General features: G+C 33.2%; 20 protein-coding genes. 10 read left to right on the top strand and 10 right to left on the bottom strand.

All coding sequences use genetic code 11. The features are described 5' to 3' along the window. Position 1: 1 nt before the first annotated feature. Genes Q0050_RS10750 through Q0050_RS10740 form a run of 3 tightly spaced genes read left to right on the top strand, consistent with a single transcriptional unit; the run spans position 2 to position 1,633 of the window. Positions 2–406, top strand: a complete 405-nt coding sequence (locus Q0050_RS10750; protein ID WP_298395394.1) for a DUF2752 domain-containing protein — start codon at positions 2–4, stop codon at positions 404–406. Then, entirely contained in the window at positions 403–843 is a 441-nt protein-coding gene (locus Q0050_RS10745) for a hypothetical protein (protein ID WP_298395391.1), read from the top strand. The genes Q0050_RS10750 and Q0050_RS10745 overlap by 4 nt, the downstream gene beginning before the upstream one ends. Continuing rightward, a complete protein-coding gene (locus Q0050_RS10740; RefSeq protein WP_298395388.1) occupies positions 833–1,633 on the top strand; it encodes a M48 family metallopeptidase in 801 nt (266 codons plus the stop codon). Before Q0050_RS10745 ends, Q0050_RS10740 begins: the two co-directional genes overlap by 11 nt. Before the next feature lie 398 nt (positions 1,634–2,031). On the opposite strand, the gene Q0050_RS10735 is transcribed toward Q0050_RS10740, so the two are convergent. Next, complete coding sequence (locus Q0050_RS10735) at positions 2,032–2,346, bottom strand: GIY-YIG nuclease family protein (protein ID WP_298395385.1); 315 nt, start codon at positions 2,344–2,346, stop codon at positions 2,032–2,034. Between the two features lie 302 nt (positions 2,347–2,648). Continuing rightward, positions 2,649–4,451: a lysophospholipid acyltransferase family protein gene (locus Q0050_RS10730; RefSeq protein WP_298395382.1), complete on the bottom strand. Its 1,803-nt coding sequence runs from the start codon at positions 4,449–4,451 to the stop codon at positions 2,649–2,651. 167 nt (positions 4,452–4,618) lie between these two features. Between Q0050_RS10730 and Q0050_RS10725 the strand changes: the two genes are divergently transcribed. The 7 genes from Q0050_RS10725 to Q0050_RS10695 all read left to right on the top strand — a co-directional run bounded on the left by Q0050_RS10725 (position 4,619) and on the right by Q0050_RS10695 (position 14,230). After that, complete coding sequence (locus Q0050_RS10725) at positions 4,619–5,380, top strand: exodeoxyribonuclease III (protein ID WP_298395379.1); 762 nt, start codon at positions 4,619–4,621, stop codon at positions 5,378–5,380. 267 nt (positions 5,381–5,647) lie between these two features. After that, entirely contained in the window at positions 5,648–6,613 is a 966-nt protein-coding gene (locus Q0050_RS10720; RefSeq protein WP_298395377.1) for an OmpA family protein, read from the top strand. 190 nt (positions 6,614–6,803) lie between these two features. After that, positions 6,804–7,187, top strand: coding sequence for a hypothetical protein (locus tag Q0050_RS10715; RefSeq protein WP_298395375.1), 384 nt, complete (start codon positions 6,804–6,806; stop codon positions 7,185–7,187). A gap of 165 nt (positions 7,188–7,352) precedes the next feature. After that, positions 7,353–8,435, top strand: a complete 1,083-nt coding sequence (locus Q0050_RS10710) for an efflux RND transporter periplasmic adaptor subunit (RefSeq protein WP_298395374.1) — start codon at positions 7,353–7,355, stop codon at positions 8,433–8,435. 42 nt (positions 8,436–8,477) lie between these two features. Further along, on the top strand, positions 8,478–11,654 hold the full coding sequence (locus tag Q0050_RS10705) for an efflux RND transporter permease subunit (protein WP_298395371.1): 3,177 nt from the start codon (positions 8,478–8,480) through the stop codon (positions 11,652–11,654). Next, complete coding sequence (locus Q0050_RS10700; protein ID WP_298395368.1) at positions 11,635–13,065, top strand: TolC family protein; 1,431 nt, start codon at positions 11,635–11,637, stop codon at positions 13,063–13,065. Before Q0050_RS10705 ends, Q0050_RS10700 begins: the two co-directional genes overlap by 20 nt. Before the next feature lie 124 nt (positions 13,066–13,189). Beyond that, positions 13,190–14,230, top strand: coding sequence for an aldo/keto reductase (locus Q0050_RS10695; RefSeq protein WP_298395365.1), 1,041 nt, complete (start codon positions 13,190–13,192; stop codon positions 14,228–14,230). A 610-nt stretch (positions 14,231–14,840) separates the two neighbouring features. Here the strand turns inward: Q0050_RS10695 and Q0050_RS10690 are convergent. From Q0050_RS10690 to Q0050_RS10655, 8 genes are all read right to left on the bottom strand, one after another. Then, positions 14,841–15,224, bottom strand: coding sequence for a hypothetical protein (locus tag Q0050_RS10690; protein ID WP_298395362.1), 384 nt, complete (start codon positions 15,222–15,224; stop codon positions 14,841–14,843). 80 nt (positions 15,225–15,304) lie between these two features. After that, positions 15,305–16,444 carry a leucine-rich repeat domain-containing protein gene (locus Q0050_RS10685; RefSeq protein WP_298395359.1) on the bottom strand — a complete coding sequence of 380 codons (1,140 nt, stop codon included), beginning with the start codon at positions 16,442–16,444 and terminating at the stop codon, positions 15,305–15,307. Positions 16,445–16,583: 139 nt separating this feature from the next. Then, a complete protein-coding gene (locus Q0050_RS10680; protein WP_298395356.1) occupies positions 16,584–18,227 on the bottom strand; it encodes a DUF4139 domain-containing protein in 1,644 nt (547 codons plus the stop codon). A 1-nt stretch (position 18,228) separates the two neighbouring features. Next, a complete protein-coding gene (locus Q0050_RS10675) occupies positions 18,229–18,984 on the bottom strand; it encodes a hypothetical protein (protein ID WP_298395353.1) in 756 nt (251 codons plus the stop codon). Positions 18,985–19,063: 79 nt separating this feature from the next. Then, on the bottom strand, positions 19,064–19,528 hold the full coding sequence (locus Q0050_RS10670; protein WP_298395351.1) for a hypothetical protein: 465 nt from the start codon (positions 19,526–19,528) through the stop codon (positions 19,064–19,066). 42 nt (positions 19,529–19,570) lie between these two features. Then, a complete protein-coding gene (gene radA / locus Q0050_RS10665) occupies positions 19,571–20,929 on the bottom strand; it encodes a DNA repair protein RadA (protein ID WP_298395348.1) in 1,359 nt (452 codons plus the stop codon). Between the two features lie 27 nt (positions 20,930–20,956). After that, entirely contained in the window at positions 20,957–22,111 is a 1,155-nt protein-coding gene (locus Q0050_RS10660; protein WP_298395346.1) for an alpha/beta hydrolase-fold protein, read from the bottom strand. 57 nt (positions 22,112–22,168) lie between these two features. Further along, positions 22,169–23,128 (bottom strand): lysylphosphatidylglycerol synthase transmembrane domain-containing protein, encoded by a 960-nt coding sequence (locus tag Q0050_RS10655; RefSeq protein WP_298395343.1) that lies wholly within the window; start codon positions 23,126–23,128, stop codon positions 22,169–22,171. Position 23,129 lies beyond the last annotated feature (1 nt).

Raw genomic sequence — 23,129 nt, 5'->3', positions numbered from 1 at the left:
AATGAAAAAAAACAAGTTATATGCTATTGTATTTATAGCTTGTTTTTTGGGCTTGGCCTATCTTTTTTATAAAATAAAGTATTCCGAAAGTTCTCATTTATCAGTTTGTATTATTAAAAATGTGACAGGTTATGCTTGTCCTTCTTGTGGTACGACTCGTGCGGTACAGCTTTTTCTTCAAGGAGATTTTGCTGCGTCACTTCAAATGAATCCTTTCGGAATAATTGTTGTTATACTTATGGTGGTTGCACCAGTTTGGATTTTATTCGATGTTATAACCAATAAAGAAACCTTCTATTTTTGGTATAAAAAGATAGAAGAAATCATCCGAACTAAGTGGATAGCAATTCCCTTAATTATTTTAGTAATTATCAATTGGATTTGGAATATATATAAAGGATTATGATTCAAGACACTACTTTTCCCTACAAACCGTCAGAGCACGAAGCCGAAAAAGCATCCAATAGTTATTTGATGTCTTTAGTAGCCTTAGTTGCTGGTTTGCCGTTGCCAATAATCAATTTGTTTGCAACTTTTTTCTTTTATTTGGCCAACAGAAAAGGCACTTATTTTGTAAGATGGCATTGTCTTCAAGCGTTATTTTCTCAAATGGCACTTTTGTGTATGAACAGCTTCGGCTTTTGGTGGACCATTTCGGTAATCTTTGATGGAAAAAAGCCAACCAATTATTATTTTGCTTACTTGTTTACCGTAATTCTTTTTAATTTATTGGAGTTTGTTTCTACCATTTATAGTGCGGTTCAAACACGAAAAGGCATTCATGTGCAACAATGGTTTTTTGGAAGTCTAACTAATTTAATTTGCAAGCCAAATGATAAATAAAGTTTTAATTCAAGGTTTAGTTATTCTAATCTTATTTTTCGGAATCTTTTTTGGGTTGTCGAGAATTGATTTTGTTACCTTATTTGAGATTGAAAAAAGAACCGCTTCTGCCGAAACGAATATTGGTGATTTAATATGGAATCAAATTCAAGATACCGAAGATGTAATTTTAAATGATTCGATAGTAAAAACTTTAGATAAATTGATTTTACCGATTTGCAAAGCTAATGCTATTGAACGCGATTCGTTGAAGGTTCACGTTATCGATAAAGACGAGGTAAATGCGTTTGCCTTGCCCAATAATCATTTAGTAGTTTATACCGGATTGATTGAAGATTGCAAAAAGCAAGAAGCATTGCAAGGTGTATTAGGTCACGAAATTGCGCACATTCAAAACAATCACGTGATGAAAAAATTATCTAAAGAAATAGGATTATCCGTAATTCTTTCTGCTGCGACAGGTGGAAAAGGAGGTGAAATTTTGAAAGAAATTTTGAATACGTTGTCTTCAACAGCCTACGACAGAACATTAGAAAAAGAAGCTGATATGGAAAGTGTAAACTATTTACTAGAAGCCAACATCAATCCCGAACCAATGGCCGATTTTATGTATGAGTTAGCCCAAGAAAATGATATGCCCAATTCTCTAGAATGGATTTCAACGCATCCTGATTCTGAAGCAAGAGCCAAGTATATTATAGAGTATTTAAAAGGAAAGAAATACAAAAAAACACAAACCTTAACCCAAAAAGAATGGGATGATTATAAGGTTTTGGTAAAGAATTATTAGCACTTCGACAGGCTCAGTGTTACAATACATAATCAATTGATTTTTGTTGAAAACACACATTTTTACTTAGTAAAAGAGCCAATTTAAATATACAGTGTCAGTCTGAGCTTGTCGAAGATCTTTTACTTAACTCAAACCACTTCGACAGGCTCAGTGTGACAATACGTAGTCAATTGGTTTTTGTTGAAAATACAAATTTCTATTTAGTAAAAGAGCCAATTTAAATATACAGTGTCAGTCTGAGCTTGTCGAAGATTTTTTATTTAACACAAACCACTTCGACAGGCTCAGTGTGACAATATGTAGTAAATTGATTTTTGTTGATAATACAAATTCCTACTTAGTAGAAGAGCCAATAAAAGTATGCAGTGTCAGTCTGAGCTTGTCGAAGATTTTATTTATTCCAATTCGTTAGGATTACCAAATTGGGTATAATTTTTAGAAAACAAGACCAGTCTATCCCAATCTTGGGCTATTAGAGCTTCCTTTTTTATTCTACTCCAACCTTTTATTTGTTTTTCAATTGCAATGGCATTTAATACATCATTAAAAGTTTCAAACCACATTAATTTTAGTGGTCTTCTACTAAATGTATAACTTTCTTTGTTTTTGCCAGCTTGGTGTTCGCCAAATCTTCTTTCTAAATTATTGGTGAATCCTGTATAATATGAATTATCACTGCACTTTAGGATATAAACAAAATATGTTTTCATTTATTTTATATTTAATAGTATCACTTCGACAAGCTCAGTGTGACAATACATAATCAATTGATTTTTGTTGAAAATACAAATTCCTACTTAGTAAAAGAGCCAATATAAATATACAGTGTCAGTCTGAGCTTGTCGAAGATTTTTTATTTAACACAAACCACTTCAACAGGCTCAGTGTGACAATACGTAGTAAATTGATTTTTGTTTAAAACAATAACGACAGTACTTCTATAAAATAAAAGTTTAGCTTTTTTTATAATTTTGAACACTGAACACTGAACACTGAACACTGAACACTAAAACTATTCCTGTTTTTCACTCAGCTTTCGTTCTAGTTCAGCTTGAAATTCTTCCATTACTGGCTTCATTGTGCTTTCTGGAATATCGGCAATTCTTATGTACATTAATCCGTCGATGGCATTGTTGAAAAGAGGATCAACATTGAAGGCTACCAAACGCGCATTTTGTTTGATGTATTTTTTTATTAATACCGGAAGACGCAGGTTTCCTGGTTCTAATTCGTCAATGATTTTGTCAAATTTATTCAAATCGGCTTCCGCTTCATCGAAGATAAAATCTTTGTCGGCATCTTTTAATTTTACTTTAAATTCCTTTTTAGGATGCACATATTGCGCAATATAAGGATCGTAATAATTGGATTTCATAAATTCAATCATCAACGACTTTGAAAAATCGGTAAATTGATTGCTGATGCTCACACCACCTAATAAAAATTTATGTTCAGGATAACGTAAGGTTGTATGAATAATGCCTCGCCATAGTAAAAACAAAGGCATTGGTTTTTGTTGGTATTCTTTCACGATAAAAGCACGTCCCATTTCGATAGAACTTTTCATCATGTCATGCAATTCTGTTTCAAAGCGAAACAAATCATTCAAATAAAAACCATCCATTCCATATTTAGGAAAAATTTCTGAACCTAATCCCATTCGATAAGCTCCAGCTACTTTTTTTGCATCCTCATCCCACAAAAACATGTGGTGATAATATTGGTCGTATTTGTCTAAATCAATAGATTCGTTGGTTCCTTCACCCACTTCTCGGAACGTAATTTCTCTTAAACGACCAATTTCGTGTAGGATATTTGGAATTTTATTAGCCTCGGTAAAAAACACCTCATAGTTCTTACTTTGAAAAAATCTTGAATCGGTTTTACGCAATTCTTCTATTTCAGCAATCATTTTCTCTTGATTTGCTGGTGTAACGATTTTCTTTGGACTTTTAGGACTTTTTAAATTCGGAACCGACAATAATTTACTTTCTTCATTGAACGAATTGGCCAACATATAAGTCTTCTTTCTCAAGAATTCTGAATATTCTTCAATGGATTTATATTCGTTTTGCTCTGCAACCGAAATTGGTTTTCCGATACGCACTTTAATCACACGGTGCTTCTGAGTAAAAAGTTCTGATGGTAATTTTGCGGTTCGAAGTGTACCACCAATTTTAGATAAAAAATAAAATAATCGGCTGTTTTTTGCATGAAAATAGATAGGAACAACAGGAACTTGCGCTTTTCTAATTACTTTTATAGCGCCTTCTTCCCAAGCTTTATCTACCACAAGTTTACCGTCTTTATAGGTTGAAACCTCACCAGCAGGAAACATTCCTAATGGTTTACCATCGCTTAAATGACGTAATGTTTCTTTGATTCCGATAACGCTTGATTTGGCATCTTTGTGGTTTTCAAACGGATTTACCGGCATTATGTACTGCTTCATTGGCTCAATTCTGTGCAATAAAAAATTGGCTATGATTTTGAAATTGGGTTCTTTTTCCAACATCAATTTTAGTAACAAAATACCATCAATTCCTCCTAGCGGATGATTAGAAATAGTAATATAAGCGCCATCTTTTGGAAGTCGTTTGAAATCTTCTTCGGGAATTTCGAATTTAATTTCTAAATCACTCAGAATTGCATTTAAAAAATCAACTTCTTTGATGTGCTTATTCCTGTCGTAAATTTTATTTAATGTCGAAATTTTCAATATTTTCATCAACAACCAACCCGAAAAAGTACCGAAAACACCGTACTTATCAGTATTAATTGCTTTTGCAACCTCTTTAGCTGTAACTAAACCCATTCAATTTTTTGTTTATTGAGCAAGAAACAAAGATAGTAATTCTATTTGAATGGATTTTTGAAAAAACGTAGAAATCAGAAAAAGGTTAAACAAAACTTATAATTTCAAATTTTGAATAGAATGATTTGTGGTTTTTAGTTATTTTTGAAAAACTATAAAATTAAAATATGAGAATCATATCCTATAATGTAAATGGTATCAGAGCGGCAATAACCAAAGGTTTTTTAGATTGGTTGCAACAAGCTAATCCTGATGTTATTTGTTTGCAAGAGATAAAAGCAACCGAAGATCAAATTCCCACAGAAGAAATTACAAAGGCAGGTTATCCGTATCAATATTATTTTCCTGCGGAGAAAAAAGGATATTCGGGTGTTGCTGTTTTGTGTAAAACAGAACCTAAAAATGTTGTTTTTGGAACTGGAATTCAGCACATGGATTTTGAAGGAAGAAATCTTCGAGTAGATTTTGAAGAAGTATCTATAATGAGTTTGTATTTGCCATCGGGAACCAATATTGAACGATTGGATTTCAAATTTCAGTATATGGATGAGTTTCAAAATTACATTAATCATTTGAAAAAAGAAGTTCCTAATTTGATTATTTGCGGTGATTATAACATCTGTCACGAAGCTATTGATATTCACGATCCGATAAGAAATGCAACCGTTTCAGGATTTTTACCATCAGAAAGAAAATGGTTAGATGGTTTCATGAAATCAGGATTTGTGGATAGTTTTCGTCATTTCAACAAAGAGCCACACAATTATTCGTGGTGGAGTTACAGAGCAGGAGCAAGAGGCAATAACAAAGGATGGAGAATTGATTACAATTTAGTTTCCGAAACTCTAAAAGAGAGAATGACAAGAGCTGTAATTTTACCCGAAGCCAAACATTCTGACCATTGTCCGATTGTGGTAGAGATTGATTAAAATAGTTTCGAGTTAAAAAAAAATTAAAATTTTCCTCAACGCGCAACCTTTACACTGAGCTTGTCGATGTGCGAATACCTTAATTAAATTGTCAATAACAATGTCAATAACAAAAAAAAGCTATAGATTAAAAACCAATTTGATGCTCTAATTTTGATTCGATTCAAATGATTAAACCTTTGAGTTACTTAAGAAAATTAAGACTTAATGAAACTTACTTTCGTATTGGTTTAAAAAAATGCTTTTGTTAAAATAAATAATAAAAAAATGATTAAAAGAATTTCCCTAGCATTGTTGATTGCAGCGCTTTCAACCTCTTGTGTTTCTAAAAAGATTTATAATGACTTGGAAAACAAGTTTGCCGAATTGAAAAAAGAAAACAGAACCTTAGCTGATACTAACGAAGATTTAACCAAATCTAAAAATCAATTGGAATTGGATAAGTCTAAATTGCAAGCAGATTATGATAAGTTAAAAGCAGAACGCGACAAACTTCTAGCTGATTTTACGGCAACTGATAAAAATCTGAAAACACTTCAAGCGTCTTACAATGCTTTAGAGAAAGACAGTAATGAAGCGCTAACAGCCAATATCAATAAAAACAGAGAATTATTGGCAAAGTTAGAAGCTAAAGAAAAATCGATGGCTGCTGAGCAAGAACGATTAAATAAATTAAAAGCCGAATTAGAAGCTAGTTCAAAACGATTGAGCGAATTAGAAGCTTACATTGCTGCCAAAGATGCTAGTATGAAGAAGTTGAAAGAAACACTTTCTAAATCTTTGAAAGCTTTTGAAGGCAAAGGATTAACCGTTGAGCAACGCAACGGAAAAGTATATGTTTCTATGGAAAATAAATTGCTTTTTGGAACGGGTAGTTGGGCTGTTGGTGCTGAAGGGAAAACTGCAGTTGTTGCTGTTGGAAAAGTGCTTGCAGATAATCCTGAAATATCAGTATTGATTGAAGGCCACACCGATGATGATAAAATTTTAGGAAATATTGGTGGCGGAATTGAAAACAACTGGGATTTGTCTACCAAAAGAGCTACTGCCATCGTAAATATTCTTTCAGAAAATAAAGGAGTTAAAAAAGACAATTTGACTGCAGCTGGTAGAGGAGAATTTGCACCCTTAATGAGCAACGACACACCAGAAGGAAAAGCAAAAAACCGTAGAATCGAAATTATTTTGACACCAAAATTAGATGAAATTTCTAAAATGTTGAATGATCTTTAAAATGGTATAAAAGTGTATTATTGTTTTAAAAACAAAAAGTAAAAGTTCAGAGATTTCTTTGAACTTTTTTCTTTTGAGCACTTTGCTGTTCGATCTCAATAGACATAAAAATAACGTTTTCGTCAGTTTATAGTTTTCTTAACTTTTGCTCTGTTTTTTGCTTTTGGAAATTTGTTAAATTTGGCGGCTTATGAGAGTAGTTTCGTTTATACTATATTTAAGTTTTCTTTTACTAGGCGGTAAAGGAAATGCCTCTGTGGCTGAAACTACCAATAGTATAATAGAACAATTTGCACAAAAGCATCAGGTTAAACTTGCTGATGATACGCATGCACTTGTATTGATAGAAGATATTGGAGTTGATTTTGAGGAAGAAATTCATTCTGAAAAAAGTGTCAAAACAGTTCATAAAAGTGACTTCTATTTAGGTAAATATTTTTTACTTAAAAACTTATATTCGTTACATCCAACTGTAACTATTTCAAACTACTACAGTAAAGGTCACAATTTTTTTACCAAAACTCATTTTGGATCGTGCCCTATTTATCTTGCTCATCGTGTTTTAATAATATGATGCTTTACTTCACATCAGCCCATTAAGTATGGTTTGTTTTGTTTGTGAATGTATTTTGTTTACTTCATTGATTTTATATTTCATGCTTTTTAGCGCTGATTAAATTTAACTATCAGAGCCATAGTCTCTTTTATCCTTAATTCAATCGCTTAAAATTCATTTATTATGAAGAACAAACTCATGTTCATGGGCTTAACTGCCTTATTGTGCTTATCTAGTTGCACTACTAAAAAAGAAGAAAAAGAAGAAGTTGGCAAGTTACTGGTTACTAATCCAGTTAAAATTGACACTTCATTTGTTAAAGAATATGTCTCACAAATACGCTCTGTTAGAAATATTGAAATTAGAGCCCAAGAGAAGGGATTTCTTCAAAATATTTATGTCGACGAAGGTCAGTTTGTAAAAGAAGGTCAACTTCTTTTTAGAATAATGCCTAAAATTTATGAAGCAGAATTACTTAAGGCTCAAGCCGAAGCTAAAGCTGCCGAGATTGAACTACAAAATGCTAAAACGTTAGCCGATAAGAATGTAGTTTCCAAGAGTGAACAATATATTGCACAAGCAAAACTTGAACAAGCAAAAGCTGAGGTAGCTTTGGCAAAACTTCATTTATCATTTACCGAGATAAGAGCACCATTTTCAGGGACAATAGATAGAATTCCACTAAAATTAGGAAGCCTGATAGAAGAAGGAGAGTTACTGACAAGTCTTTCAGATAACAGTGAGATGTTCGCTTATTTTAACGTTTCCGAACCAGAATATTTAGATTATCAAACCCACAATCCGAACCATTCAAAGACTAAAGTGAATTTGCGTCTTGCCAACAACGAAGTATTTAATTCTACTGGTTATGTAGAGGTTATAGAAAGTGAATTTGATAGCGAAACTGGTAATATTGCTTTTAGAGCGCGCTTCCCCAATCCAAGTAAGTTATTAAAACACGGAGAAACAGGATCCATTCAAATGGTAGTTCCTCTTAAAAATGCCATTGTAATTCCTCAAAAAGCCACTTTTGAAATTCAAGATAAAAAGTATGTTTTTTTAGTAAATAAAGATAATGTTGTAGAATCAAAAGAAATTACGACGGCAGGTGAAATACCAGATTTATATGTTGTAACCAGCGGCGTTGGTGCGAATGATAAAATTCTATTAGAAGGTGTGCAGAAAGTAAAAGATGCTGAAAAGATTAAGTATGACTACGTTTCACCTAAAGAAGTCATCAATAAATTAAGATTAAAAGCGGAATAGAATTCTTATTCAAGTGGGGTTTAATCATTAAAAAATAAGCAAATGTTTAATAAATTTATACAAAGACCAGTATTGTCAATAGTGATATCATTGATAATTGTCTTTTTAGGAGTTCTATCGGTATTAAATTTACCAATTACACAATTCCCGACCATTTCTCCGCCAATGGTAAATGTAAAAGTAGATTATCCAGGATCTAACGGAGAATTAATGATAAAGTCAGTAATTATTCCTTTAGAAAGAGCCTTAAATGGTGTTCCCGGAATGAAATACATGACTTCCGATGCTGGAAATGATGGTGAAGCAAGTATTCAACTTGTATTTAATTTAGGAACTGATCCTAATCAAGCCGCAATTAATGTCCAAAATCGTGTTGCGTCGGTCACCAACAAATTGCCACCATTGGTTGTTCGAGAAGGTGTAAAAATCACTCGTGAAGTACCAAGTATGTTGATGTATGTAAATCTTTTTAGCACGGATAAAAATACCGACATGAAGTTTTTATACAATTATGCCGATATCAATGTCTTGTCTGAATTAAAAAGAGTAAATGGTGTTGGTTCTGGCGATATTTTAGGAACACGTGAATATGCTATGCGTATTTGGTTAAAACCTGATCGTATGTTGGCTTACAAAATTTCTTCCGAAGAAGTAATGGAAGCTTTGTCAAGTCAAAGTTTAGAGGCATCACCTGGTAAAACAGGAGAAGCTTCTGGTAAACGTTCCCAAGCATTTGAATATGTTTTAAAATATTCTGGACGTTTTACTAATAAAGAACAATATGAAAATATTGTAGTGCGTTCCAATAGTAACGGTGAACTTTTGCGCTTGAAAGATATAGCCAAAGTCGAATTTGGTAGTTCAATGTATGACATCTATTCTAACTTAAACGGAAAACCATCAGCGGCAATCGTACTAAAACAATCTTTTGGAAGTAATGCTAATGATGTTATCAAAGATGTAAAAGCTAAGCTTGAAAAAGTGAAGCAAAAATTTCCGAAAGGAATGGACTATGAAATTTCCTATGATGTTTCAAAATTTTTAGATGCTTCTATCGAGAAAGTAATTCATACTTTGATTGAAGCATTTATTTTGGTAGGATTAGTGGTATTTCTTTTTCTTGGAGATTGGCGATCAACTCTTATTCCAGCAATAGCAGTACCTGTTTCCTTGGTTGGAACGTTTGCATTCATGACATTCTTTGATATTTCATTGAACTTAATTACTCTTTTTGCGTTAGTTTTGGCCATTGGAGTCGTCGTCGATGATGCTATCGTGGTTATTGAAGCCGTTCATGCCAAGATGGAGGAAGAGCATTTATCACCATTGAAAGCTACTAAAAAAGCTATGCATGAAATTGCAGGAGCAATTATTGCTATTACCTTCTTGATGGCTGCGGTATTCATTCCGGTTGCCTTTATGTCTGGTCCGGTGGGCGTTTTTTACAGACAATTTTCAATTACTATGGCAACGGCTATTATACTTTCTGGAGTTGTGGCTTTGACATTAACACCAGCATTATGTGCAATAATGTTGAAAAACAATCATGGCAAAGCCAAAAAGAGAACACCTGTAAGTAGATTTATTGACGGCTTTAATAACAAGTTTAACTTAGTACAAGGAAAATATGAAAATGTATTAAGTAAAATTATAAACCGTAGAGCAATCACCATTATTGCACTTGTAGTATTTTGTGCTGGTACTTGGTTTGTAAATAGTACAGTTCCTTCTGGATTTATTCCAAATGAAGATCAAGGAATGTTTTATGCTATTATCCAAACGCCTCCAGGTTCATCATTAGAGAGAACTAATAATATTGCTGAAAAATTGCAACAACAAGCAGAGGAGATTGAAGGCGTTAAATCGGTTTCATCACTTGCTGGTTATGAAATTTTGACCGAAGGAACAGGTGCAAATGCGGGTACTTGTTTAATAAATCTTGAGGATTGGAATGATCGAAAAGAATCTGTTCAAGAGATTATGAAAGAACTTGAGGAAAAATCAAAAGAAATTCCTGGTGCGAATATTGAATTTTTTCAACCGCCAGCTGTACCAGGATATGGAGCAGCAGGAGGATTTGAACTTCGGTTATTAGATAAAACGGGTACAAGTGATTTCAAAAAATTAGAAACGGTTAACAAAGAATTTGTCGAAGAATTAAGTAAGCGTCCAGAATTATCCAATGTCTTCAGCTTTTTTAGTGCAAGTTTTCCACAATATATGATGAAAATAGATAATGATATTGCACAGCAAAAAGGAGTTTCCATTGAAAACGCTATGACTACATTATCTACACTTGTTGGAAGTAATTATGAGATTAGTTTTATTAAATACGGAATTAATTATAAAGTAATTGTTCAAGCCGCGCCAGAATATAGAGCACAGCCTGATGATATTTTGAAGCTTTATGTAAAAAATAATCGAGATGAAATGGTACCCTTTTCTGCCTTTATGCGATTAGAAAAAGTATATGGACTTTCAGAAATTACCAGACATAATATGTATACTTCTACTGAAATTTCTGGTGGAGCAGCTGCTGGTTATAGCTCTGGTACTGCAATTAAAGTAATTCAAGAAGTTGCTGCAAAAAAATTACCAAGAGGTTATGACATTGATTGGGCTGGTATTTCTGCCGATGAAGTAGCACAAGGTAATCAAGCAATATGGGTGTTTTTGATTTGTTTGGGATTTGTTTACTTGGTTTTAGCTGCTCAATATGAAAGCTTTATATTACCATTATCGGTAATTCTCTCCTTACCAGCTGGAATTTTTGGAGCTTTTCTATTATTAAAATTGACAGGTTTAGAAAACAACATTTATGCTCAGGTTGCGATGGTAATGTTAATTGGTTTGCTGGGTAAAAACGCCGTACTTATTGTTGAATTTGCAGTTCAACGACATGCAGCAGGAAAATCGGTTCTTGAAGCCGCGATGGAAGGCTCTAAAGCAAGGTTACGTCCTATTTTAATGACCTCTTTCGCCTTTATTGCTGGATTGCTTCCGCTTGCATTTGCTACTGGTCCAGGAAAAATTGGAAACCGAACCATTGGTACAGCAGCGGCAGGAGGAATGCTTATAGGAACAGTTTGCGGAGTACTATTAATTCCTGGTTTGTACTACATATTTGCAAGAATTGCGGAGCGAATTAAGCTTGTTAAAAAAGAAGAAGAAAATCCATTAACAGAAGAAATTGATAACAATGAAGTTCAAAAATTATAAATATATACTATTGTTAGCCACAGGTTTGGCAGTAATAAGCTGCAAAGCACCAGCCATTGAACCTACAAAAGCTAGTCTGGCACTACCAGAAACTTTTGCAAGCAGCAAAGACACCAATACCATTGCAAGTACGCCTTGGAAAAATTTCTACAAGGATAGAAATCTTGCAGATTTGATCGATGTTGCTTTAAAAAACAATCAAGAGTTGCTGATTACGTTGCAAGAAATTGAAATTGCAAGAAATGATATTCGAGTAAAAAAAGGCGCTTTATTACCAATGGTTGGAGTAAAAGCTGGAGCTGGAGTAGAAAAAGTAGGACGATACACAAGTCAAGGTGCTGGTGATGCTTCAACCGAAATTATGCCCGGAAAAGAATTTCCAGAACCTTTGCAAGATTACACTTTGGCTGCTTATGCGCATTGGGAAGTTGATATTTGGAAAAAATTGCGCAATTCTAAAAAAGCCACAATTAGCCGATATCTGGCAACCGTTGAAGGTAAAAACTTTGTAATTACTAATCTTGTGGCTGAGGTTGCCGATTCGTATTATGAGTTATTATCTTTAGACAGTCAGTTGGAAATTGTTAGACAAAACATCAATTTGCAGACTAATGCTTTGGAGATTGTAAAAGTTCAAAAAGAAGCGGCTAGAGCAACCGAATTGGCCGTACAGAAATTTCAAGCAGAAGTATATTCGTCCAAAAGTAAGGAGTTTGAAATTTTGCAAAGAATTAAAGAAACCGAAAACACAATTAACTTTTTACTAGGTCGTTATCCGCAGGAAATACCTAGAGATAAAACTAGTTTTTTAAGTTTAATGCCTAATGCTGCAACTTCAGGAATTCCTTCTCAATTATTGGCTAATCGTCCTGATATTAAACAAGCTGAATTGGAACTTGCAGCGGCTAAGTTAGATGTAAAAGCGGCTCGCGCTGAGTTTTATCCATCGCTAGACATTTCGGCTTCTTATGGATTGCAAGCTTTTAAACCATCCTATCTTTTTAAGCTTCCTGAATCTTTATTATATTCTTTGGTAGGCGATTTGGCGGCACCTTTAATTAACAGAAATGCCATAAAAGCAGAATATAAAAACGCCAATGCACGTCAGCTTCAAGCGTTGTACAATTATGAACGAACGGTATTAAACGCTTATTTGGAGGTTGCTACGCAGTTGTCAAAAATTAGCAATTTGGAAAACAGTTATGATTTAAAATCTAAACAAGTTGACGCTTTGAATAAATCAATTGATGTTTCTAATGATTTGTTTAAATCGGCTCGTGTGGACTATTTTGAAGTATTAATGACGCAACGCGATGCGCTGGAATCTAAACTAGAATTGATTGAGACCAAGAAAGAACAACTAAACGCCACAGTTCACATTTACCGAAATCTTGGTGGCGGTTGGAAATAAGAAGTTAGTTATTCTTGAGAGTCGGTTGTAATGATCGGCTCTTTTTTTATATTGTTTAACAAACGTTAGTATTCAAAATCATTTTGAAAACGTATTTTTGCATTTCAAAACACAATATTCTGTAATGAACTACACTACACTTCCAAATACTGATGTAAAAATTAGTAAAATTTGCTTAGGCACAATGACTTTTGGCAATCAAAATTCTGAGGCTGAGGCGCATTCCCAATTAGATTATGCTGTGGAACGTGGCATAAATTTTATTGATACTGCTGAGATGTATCCTATTGGTGGCAATGCCCAAATTTTTGGAAGTACCGAACGTCATATTGGAAGTTGGATTAACAAAATTGGCACTTCCGAAAGAGAGAAATTGGTTGTTGCTACCAAAATTGCTGGTCCAAATCGAGGTTTAGATTACATTCGTCAACCTTTAGATTTTTCGAAGAAAAGTATTCACGAAGCGGTAGAGTTGAGTTTGAAAAATCTTCAAACGGATTATATTGATTTATATCAAATGCATTGGCCAGAGCGCGTAATGAACATGTTTGGAAAACGTGGCATAACTGAATTAGATACCCAATGGCAAGATAATTTCTTCGAAGTTTTATCGGTTTATGACGGATTGATTAAACAAGGAAAGATAAAACATATTGGTGTTTCTAACGAGAATCCTTATGGCGTGATGCGTTTTCTGCAAGAAAGTGAGAAGCACAATTTGCCAAGAATTGCTACGATTCAAAATCCGTATTCGTTATTAAATCGACTTTATGAAGTGGGACTTTCTGAAGTTTGTATGCGTTCTGATGTTGGATTGATGGCGTATTCACCTTTAGCTTTTGGGTTTTTATCGGGTAAATATCTTGATGGTTTCCCAGAGAATTCTAGAATGAAATTATTTCCGAATTTCACTAGATATGTTAATGAAAACTGTTACAAAGCTACCAAATTATACAAAGATTTAGCCGAAGCTAACGGATTAACGCTTACGCAAATGGCTTTAGCGTTTGTTAACCAACAACGATTAGTGATGTCAACTATTATTGGAGCAACATCAATTGAGCAACTAAAAGACAATATCGATGCTTTTGATGTGGTTTTATCTAATGAAATTTTATCTGAAATTGAAAGAATTCAGGAGATTCATCCTAATCCAGCGCCTTAGGTTAAGTTTGCAGTGTTCAGTTATCAGTGTTTAGTGTTCAGTGTTCAGTTTGCAGTGTTCAGTGTGACACTACGTAATCAATTGATTTTCGTTTAAAAGATAAATTTTCTATTTTGCAAAAGAGCTAATTTTAATATACAATGTCAGTCTGAGCTTGTCGAAGACCTTCAAAATAACTAAAACCACTTCGACAGGCTCAGTGTGACAAAACATAGTCAATTGATTATTGTTGAAAAAATAAAGTTCTATTAAGCAAAAGAGCCAATTATAAACTAGTTGTCAGTCTGAGCTTGTCGAAGACCTTCAAAGTAACTAAAACCACTTCGACAAGCTCAGTGTGACACTACTTAATCAATTGATTTTCGTTTAAAAGATAAATTTTCTATTTTGCAAAAGAGCTAATTTTAATATACAATGTCAGTCTGAGCTTGTCGAAGACCTTCAAAGTAACTAAAACCACTTCGACAGGCTCAGTTTGACACTACTTAATCAATTGATTTTCGTTTAAAAGATAAATTTCAACTTTAGAAAATTAGATAATTTTAATCTGTGTAATAAGTATAACAATTCATATTCAGTTTGTCACATTCCAAAGGAATCTCAAAATTAATTACAACTTAATATGAATTGCTTCAAGCTTTTCGTTGCCAATTACGCTTGCTTTGTGTCCGTGGATTTTGTTGTCAAAAAGTACATTTTCGGGTAAATTGTCTTTTGCAATAAAATAGTTTCCTGCAGAAAAGGTTTTGAAATTTCCGTTTTGCAATTCAATTTTTAAAGTTCCTTTTAAGATAATTAGTAAAGTTGGGTCGCCAGATAAATGAAAATCGGTTTCATAACCTACATCGCTTTTTCTAATTCTGAAATTCTTGGAGGCAATTTGTTCGGTTAAGAACATTCCGCCACGTTGATGTACTTCAAAATCAGTTTCAGAAAAAATAGAAATTCCGTTTTCGTTTGTTGTAATTGTTGTTATGATAAAGGGTTGATTCATAAATAAGAGTTTATCAAAAATAACAAAAAAGCGCAAAGAGTTTTAAATTCTTTACGCTTTTTCTCTGCTTGAGTTAGTTCTTATTCTTTAATAATTCGCAAGGTTTGTATAGTATCACCTTGTTGTACCAAAATAGAATAAACACCACTTTTATAATTTTTACCGAGTTCTAAATTTTCTAATTGTTGTGAAGACAAATCTAGAACCTCTATAGTTTTACCCAACATATCATATACTTTAAAAATAACATTGTCAGATGTGAAGTTTTTTAAACTTATTTTAAAACTGTTTTTAAAAGGATTAGGATAAACCACTAACTCATTTTTTACAAACTCTTCATTACCAAGCGAACAATTACTATCGAATGTTATTTCAAAAGTATCGACACCACAATTATCTAGAAAATTTTGTAAAGCACTCATCTCATTACTATCTGCACAAATGTAGTTTAGATTGGGGCAACCTGTCCAGCATTGACTATATAACGTTTGAGGACCAAAAAGCTGTGTGGTACCATTATTTATTTTAATGGTTCTCAAGTTGGGATTGTTTTGGCAATCTAGCTCATTAAACAAAGGATTATTGCTAAAATTCAAGTCGCTAACTAGGTTATTACTACAAAAAACTTTTTCTAATAAAGGATTGTTTGCAAAATTTAAGGAGGATATTTGATTGTTTCGGCAACTTAAATTAGTTAAATTAGGTAAATTGCTTACATCTAATGATGTAAGTTGGTTTTGATTTATATTCAAACCTGTCAGTTGAGTGAGTTGTGATACATTGATATTTGTTAAATTATTATTAGTACAAACTAATAAATGCAAATTAATATTTTGTGATACATCAAGATTTGTTAAATTATTTTGACCACACCATAACTGCTCTAAATTTATAAGTTGAGACAAATCAAGGTTAGTCACATTATTATTAAAACAGCCTAAATACGTTAAATTAGAAAAAAATTCAATACCAGTTAAATCATAAATCCCTGGTGTATTAATAAATAATGTACAAACCAATAATGCTTCACTTTCTTCAATTTCTCCATTATTATTAATATCTATTTTGTAATTGTTATAATTTACACAATCAAAAGCTGTATTAATACTAGTTGATGAGTTAACAAGTAAGGATTTAAAGGTAGGATCTGGAATGTTTATTATTTGACTGACTCCAAAATTAAAACTAAAACAAACTAAGAGTAAAACAAACTTTTTCACAGTACTATGATTTATTTCTGTAAATTTAATTAAAAAAAATTAAGGTTGTTCATTTATAGTGTTTTACATAAACAAAAAAGCGCAAAGAGTTTTACATTCTTTACGCTTTTTCTCTGCTTGAGTTAGTTTTATTTTTAATTTATAAATTATCGATCACTTTATCTTTTGGATATTTTACTTTATAACTGATTCTGATTTTCTTGGTTTCGTTGGGTGCGAGCTTCAGTTCCCATGTTAGAATTCCGGTTTCGGAGTTTACTTTTGCTTTTCCGTCTTCTAATAATTCTATGGTAACTTCTTTATCGGAACTCAATGGATATTGATCTTTTAGTAACATAAAAACCTCTTCTTTTTTATTGTTTCTAACGGTTAAATCATAAGTAAACGTTTGTTCTTTGTAGGATGATAAAAACTTCGTACCGCTTTTGTCAACTACTTTTTCGCGTTTGATATTGATTTTTTTGTCTCTTCCCATACTTAAATTCAAAGTATCGGTCGTTTGATTCGGATTGATAGTTGTTTTGCCCACATACAAACCTTCAAAGATGATGTTAGCTTCGCCTGGCAATAAATTGTATTTAGAATAATCATTAATTTCTGCCAATAAAAACGCTTCTTTATCGACTCTTGGCGCAGCATAATATTTGTAAGTTGCAGGTAATTTAATTTCTTTCAACGCCACAGAATGTGCTTTCCCATTAGATAAAATATCATAAGGAATATCAATGTCGAAAGAAACGTTTAGTTGGTTTTCGTTGATGGAGGTGTAATTTGTAACAGAGGATTTATATCTTTTTATTCCCATAGCGGCAACAACCGTGTCGGAAAAGTCACTTTCTTGAATAGATTGTATTGCATTTGGATTTGAAGCTTGTGTAAGTTCTTTGTTGTAAACATTTCCTTTAAAATGATTTAAATCTTGATACCTCAAAAACCAAGAATTTAAAATTGGTTGTTGATTATTTTGATTTGGATTTCCGCTTGATAAGGTTAGTTTTACTTTTTTCCAATCGATGCCTGTGTTCTGAGAAACTTGTGCTTTGTACATCATGTTTATTGGATCTTTTACGTTGTCTACACGCAAATCATAAAACGGATTCCATGTCGCAGCATTTGTTAAGTAGTTGATGTCAAGAGTTACATTTCCAGCAATTTCGTTCATCACCTGAAGCACTAATTTCCCTTTTGAAGTTTTGTCTTCTTTTTGGGTGTTGATGACTAATTTATCGTTTAAAGCTTTTAGTTTTACATTCCACTTTGCTTCTTTTTCTTGCAACGAAACTACAGCGTTGTCTAATGTGGTTCGTTTAGCTTTATAATAATCAACCAATTTTATTAATTCGGTTACACTCAATCCAGAGTTGGCTCCAGCAACCGTTTGGTTGTTGTCTAATAAGCCAATAGTTTGTTGGTGTGCATAGGTTTCAATTTGAATTTTCTTAATTTCTTTTTGAACTAAAGTAATACTATCACGTACTTTTTTTATCGCAGGATTGCTTTCGTCAATTTCATATTCTGAAATATAATTTTGCGTAAATTGTACTGACAAAACTGTTACTGAACTTGGCGCACCAATTTGAATAGTGTTTTCATTCAAATAATCAGCTACGTTTTTAATGACAATTTCGCTTGTGCCAACCGGAAGATTTACGGTTGTAGTTTGTTGTAATTCGGCTGCATTGAAATAAACCGTTGCCGCTTTAACTTTGGCCGAAGTAAAAATAGGTTTTTGTGCAAAAGAAAGTGCCGAAATCAATAAAGTAAGTAAAAGAGCTTTCTTCATATTAAGAGTTTTTTGTTTTTTTAGTATCGATATAATTTACGCCTAAACCGCCCATAATCTGATGGTTTTGCATTTCTTTTTCTGAATCAATCGATAGGTTTAGAATTAGGCTATTATTTCTGATTTGTGATAAATCAATTTTCATAGTTTTAGAAGAACTGTAATCACTCGAGTTTATTGTGATGTGTAATTCTGTAGTTTTTTTGTCTAGTACAACAGGAATGGAATAGGCTCCAGTTTTAGGATCAACTTTTACAGAAACATTCGAACCCGAAACAAAAATTTGTAGCTCAGGATATTTTTTACTGGATAAGGGCTTTTTGGTTGCTTTTTCTAAAATTTTACCACTCAAAACAAAGGAAACCATTTTACCTTCTTGATAAGCGATTTTTCCTAATTTAAAACCTGTTGGTTCAGAACATCCTAGCTCCGTTTTTACCGGTTGTTTTTCTTGACTGACTACCGAAGAAGTTACTAAAACAGAAGCCGCTACTGCTATAGCATATTTAAAATTATTGCTTTTAGAAATTTCGTTAATTTCAAATTCTTCTTCTAGTTGTGAAGTTTTCAAGCGCGCACAAATTGATTTATCTTTATTTTCTGCAATAAAACGCGCTACTTCTGTCTTTGTTTTTTTGCTTAAATCGATAACATTCTTAGCGCAAGAGCTACAAAAAGATCCATTGGCGTTTGGTATCATTTTATCAAAATTTTCTTGGCAAGGCGATTTTATTTCTAACGAAAATTTCTTTTTCATAATGGAAGTTTTAAGGAAGCAAAAGCTTGTTACTATTTAAGAGTACTTTTTTTATGAAAAGGTTGGGATGCAAGGAAAATTATTTTGCTTCGGTGACTTTGATTCCAACTCCAATAACATTGGGCAAGTAGTTGCCTTTAAAATTGTGACCTACTTTTATTTTATACGTTCCTTTAATAAGTTTTGTTTTTTCAATTACCTTCATTGACATGTCGCAAATATCGCCACCGCAATCGGCTAATGGTTTGCCATTGCTGTCTTTAATATTGAAATCAATGAGGTGAAATTCTTCTTCGTCAGCAGGATTTTTCACATCAATTTTTATGGGAACGCTTGCAAATTGATAGTCTGCAATATGGCTGAATTCAAAGGTAACATCATATACTTTTGTGTCATCATCTATGGTAAATTCAAATATTTTAGGTTCTGATTTTTGCCATCTGTGGTCTTCTGGTAATTTGATGAATTTTTCATAAGTTGTTTTTTCGGAACAAGAAATCAATAGTAAAACAGCAAAAAGAGGAAGTATGTTTTTTAGTTTCATAAAGGATAGGTTTGTAAGATAACGTGAATAATTATCCATTTATTATCCAAACAGATGTTCTACAACTTCTTCTATTTTAGATACTAAGACCACTTTTATGCCTGGAAATTTAGTGGCAAGTTTGTTGTATTTGGAAACAAATATCGTTGCAAAGCCAAGTTTTTCGGCTTCTTGAATTCGTTGTTCTACACGATTTACAGGACGAATTTCTCCCGAAAGACCTACTTCGCCAGCAAAACAAACATCTTTTCCCACAGAAATATCCTCATTAGACGATAAGATTGACGCCACAACTGCTAAATCAATGGCAGGATCATCAACCGAAATTCCTCCGGTAACATTTAAAAACACATCTTTTGTTCCGAGTCGGAAACCAGCACGTTTTTCTAAAACAGCTAACAACATGTTTAATCGTTTAGCGTTGTAACCGGTTGCGCTTCGTTGTGGTGTTCCATAAACTGCGGTTGAAACTAGTGCTTGAATTTCAATCATTAGCGGACGCATTCCTTCGAGTGTGGACGCAATTGCGGTTCCAGAAAGTTCTTCTTCACGGTGCGAAAGTAAAATTTCAGATGGGTTTGATACTTCTCTTAAACCCGAACCTTGCATTTCATAAATTCCGAGTTCGGCAGTCGAGCCAAAACGGTTTTTTAAACTGCGTAATATTCTGTAAACGTGATTTCTGTCGCCTTCAAATTGTAAAACAGTGTCTACCATATGCTCTAATATTTTTGGTCCAGCAATGGTTCCGTCTTTAGTGATATGTCCGATTAAAATAACAGGAACATTGGTTTCTTTAGCAAATTTTATCAATTCGGCAGTGCATTCTCTAATCTGCGAAATACTTCCTGCAGTCGATTCAATGTAATCCGTGTGAAGCGTTTGAATAGAATCAATAATGACAATTTCGGGTTCAATTTCTTGAATTTGTCTAAAGATATTTTGGGTTTTAGTTTCGGTTAAGATATAGCAATTATCACCGTTGGGTGTAATTCTTTCGGCACGCATTTTTATTTGTTTCTGGCTTTCTTCGCCCGAAACATACAAAGTTTTGTAGGGTAATTTTAAAGATATTTGAAGCAACAGCGTACTTTTTCCGATTCCGGGTTCGCCACCAAGAAGTGTTAGTGAACCAGGAACTATGCCACCACCAAGAACACGGTTTAATTCGCCATCAAGCGTGTTCATTCTAATTTCTTCAGAAGAATCAATTTCGGCTATTTTTAAAGGTTTCGGCGCTTTTTTTACTTCTGATGTTGGTTTCCAGCTGGTTTTTTCTTCTTTCTGAATTACTTCTTCAACAATAGTATTCCATTCTTTACACGCATTGCATTGTCCTTGCCATTTGGCATATTGCGTGCCACAATTTTGACAAAAGAACGAAGTTTTAAGCTTAGCCATTAGTTAATTTCTGAATCTGAATTTGTATTATTTCTTTTTGATTTGCACTCTTAATTCATCTGCTTTTCCAAGCATCATGTCTTTGGTTAAATCGCCAATTTCTTGCATTTGAAAACCATTTTGATAATGTTTTACTGCATTTTTGATATCACCGGTATTCTCATAATAAACGGCCATATGATAATCACCAAGCATCGATTTTGGATACATTTTTCTAGAAAGTTGTGCTAATTGCTCAAATTCGGCGTAGGCTTTGTTTTTTATAATAGCAGCTTCGATTGCTTTAAAATCGTTTAAACGAATGGGCATTTTGATTCCGAGTGCTTTTTCGAGCGTTTCATATTTGTTTTTTAAATACTCCACATAGCCTGATTCTAGCTTAACAATTTTTTCTTGAAATTCAGATGTTGAAATCGGTTGATAAGAAGCAAAGAATTGGTACAATGCGCTTGGAATAGAATAAAGTACTAAGGAATAGTGTGAAGCGCCTTTAAAATCATCAAATTTATAATTCAGATTTGGATTGCTTTTGGCTTTTATGTTTTCGTCTAACGTTGCAATTTTAGTTCGCATTTTTTTAATATCGCCATCGGCAGAAGATTGGTAGTAAAACATGTTTTGTTTAAAAGAAGCCAATCTATCAGCAACTCTAACTTCCATTTCGGTGGCTAGTTCTGGGCTTAGTGAAATATAAGCGTTAAATAATGGGTTGTCTTTATATAAAAATAAGTTCATGTATCCTGCAGTTACATCGTGTCCTGCAATGATTTTAAAGGGAGAAATTCTGTATTTGTTTTGAAGAAAAGGCATTAGTTCACCACCAATAAATTCGAAGAACTGCTCACCTTTTCCTTCTGGTAATCCTGTGCTTTCATCAAAAGTACAATCGCTATAGCGTTCGTTTTCTTTATTTTGAGTAAGACCAACAATAATCACTTCAGGTAAATCATCCCAGTAATTTCCATAACTTAATGCACCTTGAAAAGGATTAAAAAGATAATCACCATCTAATAAAAACAGCAGCGGATAAGTTTTTTTACTTTCTTTATCATAAGATGGCGGAAGTCCTACAGATAAGTAACGGTAAGCATCTAATTTTTTAGAAAGTATACTGTCTTTTATTTTTTGACTGAATCCGCTAAAGCTTAACGAAAGTGCTAAAAGTAAAATAATTTTTCTCATGATCTAGTGGTTGTTTGTTGACTTAATAGAAAGTGTAAAAACAAGCAAGATACTAAATTATTTTCTATTTAGAATCGGAAGGAATAAAAATGATAAACCACCAAGGACAATCATTAACAATGTTTGTGAAGTCCAAGCCAACCATCCGAAGGCTGTTCCAGCGGTTTTAGAAACGCCATAAAGAAGAAAAATTTCGGCTACAATTAAAGGATAAACACCAAATCCGTTATTAGTAAATCCGATAGCGAGACTTAAAAAGATAAAAGCAATGACAACGGCTCCAAAACTAATGTCACTCGTTTCTTTTAAGGCAAAAATGGTTACATAAAACATTAAAATATAAGTGAACCAAATGAAAAATGAATGGAACAAGAAAGCCCATTTGTTTTTCATTTTTAGGATGCTTGTCATGCCTTCAATAAGTCCTGAAAATTTTTCTTTTAGTTTGTTTACAATTTTCCAATTGGAGTAGAACCAGATTATAAGTATTACTACAAAACCGATAGTACCGATGGCAAAAAGTAATAGGAGTTTTTCGATTGGTATTTTCTCTAAAACGTAATCTTTCAATACATTAAATTGAAAAATAAATCCGATAATCACGAACAAGAAAAAGATTAATAAATCAACTACACGTTCGGCCACGATGGTTCCAAAAGCTTTGTCAAACGGTATATTTTCGTATTTTTTTAGTACTAATGCTCTAGAGACTTCACCTGATCTTGGAACGGTTAAATTCATTAAATAAGCAATACAAACAGCCATTACATTGTTATGAATATGCGTTTGATAACCCAAATGTTCTAGAGAAAATTTCCATCGGTACGCTCTTGACCAAAAGCCGAACAGTGCAATAACTAGCGACAAAAAGATATAGAAATAGTCGGCATTCTTAAAGTAGCTTTTTATTTCTGTAATTTGTTGGTCAGTAAAAGAATTGTATTGGTATACAATGATTCCAATTCCAAGAAGGAACGGAACAATGATTGACAACCATTTACTGATTATTTTTTTCACC

Origin of the sequence: Flavobacterium sp. (assembly GCF_027483985.1) — a bacterium.
Taxonomy (GTDB): domain Bacteria; phylum Bacteroidota; class Bacteroidia; order Flavobacteriales; family Flavobacteriaceae; genus Flavobacterium.
The sequence above is the reverse complement of the archived record's forward strand: the minus strand, read 5'-3'. Positions and strand labels throughout refer to the sequence as shown.

Coding starts and splice junctions, on each gene's coding strand:
- Q0050_RS10750 (WP_298395394.1), top strand. CDS start 2: ATGAAAAAAAACAAGTTATATGCTATTGTATTTATAGCTTGTTTTTTG.
- Q0050_RS10745 (WP_298395391.1), top strand. CDS start 403: ATGATTCAAGACACTACTTTTCCCTACAAACCGTCAGAGCACGAAGCC.
- Q0050_RS10740 (WP_298395388.1), top strand. CDS start 833: ATGATAAATAAAGTTTTAATTCAAGGTTTAGTTATTCTAATCTTATTT.
- Q0050_RS10735 (WP_298395385.1), bottom strand. CDS start 2,346: ATGAAAACATATTTTGTTTATATCCTAAAGTGCAGTGATAATTCATAT.
- Q0050_RS10730 (WP_298395382.1), bottom strand. CDS start 4,451: ATGGGTTTAGTTACAGCTAAAGAGGTTGCAAAAGCAATTAATACTGAT.
- Q0050_RS10725 (WP_298395379.1), top strand. CDS start 4,619: ATGAGAATCATATCCTATAATGTAAATGGTATCAGAGCGGCAATAACC.
- Q0050_RS10720 (WP_298395377.1), top strand. CDS start 5,648: ATGATTAAAAGAATTTCCCTAGCATTGTTGATTGCAGCGCTTTCAACC.
- Q0050_RS10715 (WP_298395375.1), top strand. CDS start 6,804: ATGAGAGTAGTTTCGTTTATACTATATTTAAGTTTTCTTTTACTAGGC.
- Q0050_RS10710 (WP_298395374.1), top strand. CDS start 7,353: ATGAAGAACAAACTCATGTTCATGGGCTTAACTGCCTTATTGTGCTTA.
- Q0050_RS10705 (WP_298395371.1), top strand. CDS start 8,478: ATGTTTAATAAATTTATACAAAGACCAGTATTGTCAATAGTGATATCA.
- Q0050_RS10700 (WP_298395368.1), top strand. CDS start 11,635: ATGAAGTTCAAAAATTATAAATATATACTATTGTTAGCCACAGGTTTG.
- Q0050_RS10695 (WP_298395365.1), top strand. CDS start 13,190: ATGAACTACACTACACTTCCAAATACTGATGTAAAAATTAGTAAAATT.
- Q0050_RS10690 (WP_298395362.1), bottom strand. CDS start 15,224: ATGAATCAACCCTTTATCATAACAACAATTACAACAAACGAAAACGGA.
- Q0050_RS10680 (WP_298395356.1), bottom strand. CDS start 18,227: ATGAAGAAAGCTCTTTTACTTACTTTATTGATTTCGGCACTTTCTTTT.
- Q0050_RS10675 (WP_298395353.1), bottom strand. CDS start 18,984: ATGAAAAAGAAATTTTCGTTAGAAATAAAATCGCCTTGCCAAGAAAAT.
- Q0050_RS10670 (WP_298395351.1), bottom strand. CDS start 19,528: ATGAAACTAAAAAACATACTTCCTCTTTTTGCTGTTTTACTATTGATT.
- radA (WP_298395348.1), bottom strand. CDS start 20,929: ATGGCTAAGCTTAAAACTTCGTTCTTTTGTCAAAATTGTGGCACGCAA.
- Q0050_RS10660 (WP_298395346.1), bottom strand. CDS start 22,111: ATGAGAAAAATTATTTTACTTTTAGCACTTTCGTTAAGCTTTAGCGGA.